The 3,409-nt window shown below is 66.0% G+C and carries 5 protein-coding genes; 2 read left to right on the top strand and 3 right to left on the bottom strand.

Annotated elements, in window-relative coordinates; genetic code table 11:
• Nucleotides 1-214 precede the first annotated feature (214 nt).
• Nucleotides 215-985 carry a hypothetical protein gene (locus ABYB95_RS19785; protein WP_372660849.1) on the top strand — a complete coding sequence of 257 codons (771 nt, stop codon included), beginning with the start codon at nucleotides 215-217 and terminating at the stop codon, nucleotides 983-985.
• A gap of 11 nt (nucleotides 986-996) precedes the next feature.
• Here ABYB95_RS19785 and ABYB95_RS19780 read toward each other — a convergent pair whose 3' ends face one another.
• The 3 genes from ABYB95_RS19780 to ABYB95_RS19770 form a co-directional block, all read right to left on the bottom strand.
• The gene (locus ABYB95_RS19780; protein WP_372660846.1) at nucleotides 997-1,767 is read right to left on the bottom strand and encodes a class II aldolase/adducin family protein; all 771 of its coding nucleotides are present in this window, start codon (nucleotides 1,765-1,767) and stop codon (nucleotides 997-999) included.
• A 137-nt stretch (nucleotides 1,768-1,904) separates the two neighbouring features.
• Nucleotides 1,905-2,099, bottom strand: coding sequence for a DUF2892 domain-containing protein (locus ABYB95_RS19775; RefSeq protein WP_372660843.1), 195 nt, complete (start codon nucleotides 2,097-2,099; stop codon nucleotides 1,905-1,907).
• A gap of 145 nt (nucleotides 2,100-2,244) precedes the next feature.
• Nucleotides 2,245-2,898 (bottom strand): Crp/Fnr family transcriptional regulator, encoded by a 654-nt coding sequence (locus tag ABYB95_RS19770; protein WP_372660840.1) that lies wholly within the window; start codon nucleotides 2,896-2,898, stop codon nucleotides 2,245-2,247.
• A gap of 137 nt (nucleotides 2,899-3,035) precedes the next feature.
• Here ABYB95_RS19770 and ABYB95_RS19765 point away from each other — a divergent pair.
• On the top strand, nucleotides 3,036-3,409 hold a 374-nt coding region (locus ABYB95_RS19765), incomplete at its 3' end, for a cytochrome b (protein ID WP_372660837.1).

Below are 3,409 nucleotides of genomic sequence, written 5' to 3'. Positions count from 1 at the left end.
TTTGACAAGTACACCGAAACCAAAACCACCTGGATCCGCATCGACAGCCCGGTGTGACGCCAATGCGCCCGCGCTGGCCCCCGGTTGGGCTGGCCGGCGCAGGCGCTCGGTTCGGTGCTTGGCAGGTGGGCCACCCGCCTCGGGGTGCCCCGTGTTGGCCGCCGCTGTCCCGCGTTTGCGGGTGGCATGGGGGTTTTCGGGATAATCCACCCTCTTGAACACCACAACCCCCTCCAAAACCTGGACCAAGACCGCCGACCGACCTTTGCGCAGCCGGCGCAAGTCGCTGGGCATCTGGTTGTTTGCGCATTTCGTGGGTGTGCCGGTGCCCTGGGCGGCGGTGCGCCAGACCGATGGCGTGGCCTTGCTGGCTTACGAACACGGGCGCTTGTTGGAACTGGCTGCAGCGGGCGAGCATGTGCCGACCGTGCTGGCGTTTGACGGCCAGCGGCTGGAGACCGGCGACATCGGCGCCACGCTGGACCATTTGCTGTACCGCATGCCCGAGACCGACCGCCTGCCGCTGATGTGTGCCGCCGGTGCCGATCTGGCGCGTTTTCACGCGCGCGGCCAGTGGCACGGTGGTGCGCAGACGCGCAACCTGACCTGGGACGGCCAGCACTTTGCGCGGCTGGACTTTGAAGAGCGCTTGCGCCCCGGATTGGCGCTGCAGACGGTGCAGGTGTACGACGCGCTGCAGCTGCTGCTGTCGCTGGCGCGCTTTCTGGAGCCACTGGGCCCCCAGGCGGTGTTGGCGGTGTTGCAGGCCTACAGCGGGGCGGTAGAGCCCGGTGCGGCGACGCCGGCGCCCGACTTGCGCCAGTTTGTGCAGCGCTTGCTGCCGCGTTTGAACTGGGTGTTGCGGCTGGCGGCGTTGTCGGCCAAGCTGGACGGCTCGCGCGAAGTGGAGCGCCTGCGCACCGTGATCGACGGCATGCAGGTCTTTGTGCGGGCGCCACAAGGCGGCTCAGGCGACGCCGCCTGAGCTGGGGCCCTTCAGTTCTTGTAATCGGCGCCCAGGCGCTCGGCCTTGCGCAACAGGGCCGGCCAGGCGAGTTGCGCGCCCTGGCCGGCGGTGGCGATGCGCATCACGTCACCCATACCGGCCACGATGGCCGGGTTCACCGGCACCAACTCGCTGCCCCCGGCCATGGCGTCGACCTGTATGCGGCAGGTGTTTTCCAGCGTGTACATCGAGAGAAACGCCTCGGCGATGCTCTTGCCCAGGGTCAGCAGGCCGTGGTTGCGCAGCACCATGAAGTTGGCCGTGCCCAGATCGGCCTGCAGGCGCGGCTTTTCTTCGGGGCGGAAGGCCACACCTTCGTAGTCGTGGTAGGCCAGCGAGGCCAGAACAAAGGTGCTTTGCTGGCTGATCGGCAGGATGCCACCTTTTTGTGCGCTCACACCCACGCCGGCACGGGTGTGGGTGTGCAACACGCAACCGGCTTCGGGGCGGGCCTCGTGGATGGCGCTGTGGATCACAAAGCCGGCGGGGTTGACCGGAAAGGGGCTGTCGTGCAGCTTGTTGCAGGCCATGTCCACCTTGACCAGGCTGGAGGCCGTGATCTCGTCGAACATGAGACCGTAGGGGTTGATGAGGAACTGGTGCGCGCCACCGGTCACGCTGTCGGGCAGCTTGGCGCTGATGTGCGTAAAGACCAGATCGCTCCAGCCGTAGGCGGCCGCCAGCCGGTAGCAGGCGGCGAGGTCGCAGCGCAGCGCCCATTCTTCGGCGCTGACGACTTCTTTCAGTGAGGGAATGTGCATGGCGTGTCTCCTGATCCGCGTCGAAACTGCGCGGTGTCTGCCACTGTAGGCCGCACAGGGGCGGCTGCGCTGTCGCTGTGCGGACAGTTTGGCCGTGTCTGCGCAGCGGCGACGTGATCAGCCGACCCAGGGCGGGATCAGTGTTTTTTCATCGCGCAGGTGTTGAAGCCCAGCAGTGCATAGGGCGGGCACCAGCCCACCACGCCGGTGAGCAGGGGCACCACGCCGATATAGCCCCAGAGGCCGACGGTGCCGGTGGCTGCGGCGGCGATGAGGGCCAGGCCGAGGGTGATGCGAATGCCGCGGTCGATGCCGCCAACGTTTTTGTTCATGTGGTACTCCTGAAAAGGGAAAGAAGTGGGCGGTCGCCGAGGGACCTCGGCGCCGGGGTGGCTTGCGGTGGTGTCAGGTGTTATTGAATCCCTGGCCGCCGCTGGGGTCTGTGACCGTGGTCACAGAGGCGCGACCAACGGTTCTTCAGGCGTTTTGCCCGGTGGCCAGCGCGCGCAGCGCGGCGCTGTTTTGGATCGTGATGCACTCGCGTGAGAGCGTCACCAGGCCGTCGCGCTCAAAACGGTGCAGCAAGCGGGTGACGATTTCCCGCACCGTGCCCAGCTCGTCGGCCAGGGCCTGGTGGGTGGCGCGCACTTGTTGACCGTGGCCGAGCAGGCTGCCCGCCAGGCGGCAGTCCAGTCGCTGAAAAGCCACCGCTTCGATCAGCGCCGTGAGGTCGGCCATGCGGGCGGCAAACAGGCCCAGTACAAAGTGGCGAAACCCGGCTTGCGCCATGGCGCGCTCGAAGTCGGGCGGTGACAACAAGGTGAACCGGGTGACCACAGTGGTGGTGCCGCGCGCGCTCAGCAACTGCCCGGCGAACAGGCTGGCCGATGAGACCAGGCACATTTCGCCCGGTACCACCCGGTACAGCTCCAGTTCGCGGCCATTGGCGGCAGCGCGCGAGACCCGCACCTCGCCGCTGAGCAACATGGGGAAACCCTGGCAGGCCTCGTGCTCTTGAAACAGCACGGTTCCGGCGGGCACCTCGGTGGCTTGCAGGCTGGCCAGCAATTCCGGCAGGTGTTCCAGCGCCGGATAGAGCGCCAACAATCCGTGCTGAACGTTGTGGAACATCTGGGCATTGTAGGAGTCGGACGTCCGGGCGGCGAAGCGCCGCGCGCAAGCGCAGGCCTTCGACCGTTCAATTTATTTCAACATGGGGTTCAAGCCCGTTCACCCGTCCTGTGCGGATCGCTACCTAAACTGCCGGCATGCCTACACCGAAACCCGATCGTTACCACCCCCTTGCCCGCGCCTTGCACTGGCTGCTTGGCCTGGCCCTGGTCGGCATGTTCGCCATGGGCTTGTACATGTCCGATCTGCCTTTTTCACCCTGGCGGCTCCAGCTCTACAACTGGCACAAATGGGCTGGAATGTCAGTGCTTACTCTCTCTGCATTGCGTTTGTTTTGGCGCTGGATGAAAAAGCCGCCACCATTGCCCGAGGCCGTGGTGGCGAACATGCCGCGCTGGCAGCAATGGGCGCACCACGCCACCCACGCCGCGCTGTATGTGCTGTTTTTTGCGGTGCCTTTGCTCGGCTGGGCTTACAGCTCGGCCGCCGGTTTCCCCGTGGTGCCGTTCGG

Source organism: Hydrogenophaga sp. (genome assembly GCF_041633695.1).
Lineage (GTDB): Bacteria > Pseudomonadota > Gammaproteobacteria > Burkholderiales > Burkholderiaceae_C > Hydrogenophaga.
Note: the sequence above shows the minus strand (reverse complement) of the source record. Positions and strands in the feature narration are given on the sequence as shown.

Excerpts from the sequence above, each read along its gene's own strand:
- ABYB95_RS19780 (WP_372660846.1), bottom strand. The coding sequence starts at position 1,767 with ATGCACATTCCCTCACTGAAAGAAGTCGTCAGCGCCGAAGAATGGGCG.
- ABYB95_RS19775 (WP_372660843.1), bottom strand. The coding sequence starts at position 2,099 with ATGAACAAAAACGTTGGCGGCATCGACCGCGGCATTCGCATCACCCTC.
- ABYB95_RS19770 (WP_372660840.1), bottom strand. The coding sequence starts at position 2,898 with ATGTTCCACAACGTTCAGCACGGATTGTTGGCGCTCTATCCGGCGCTG.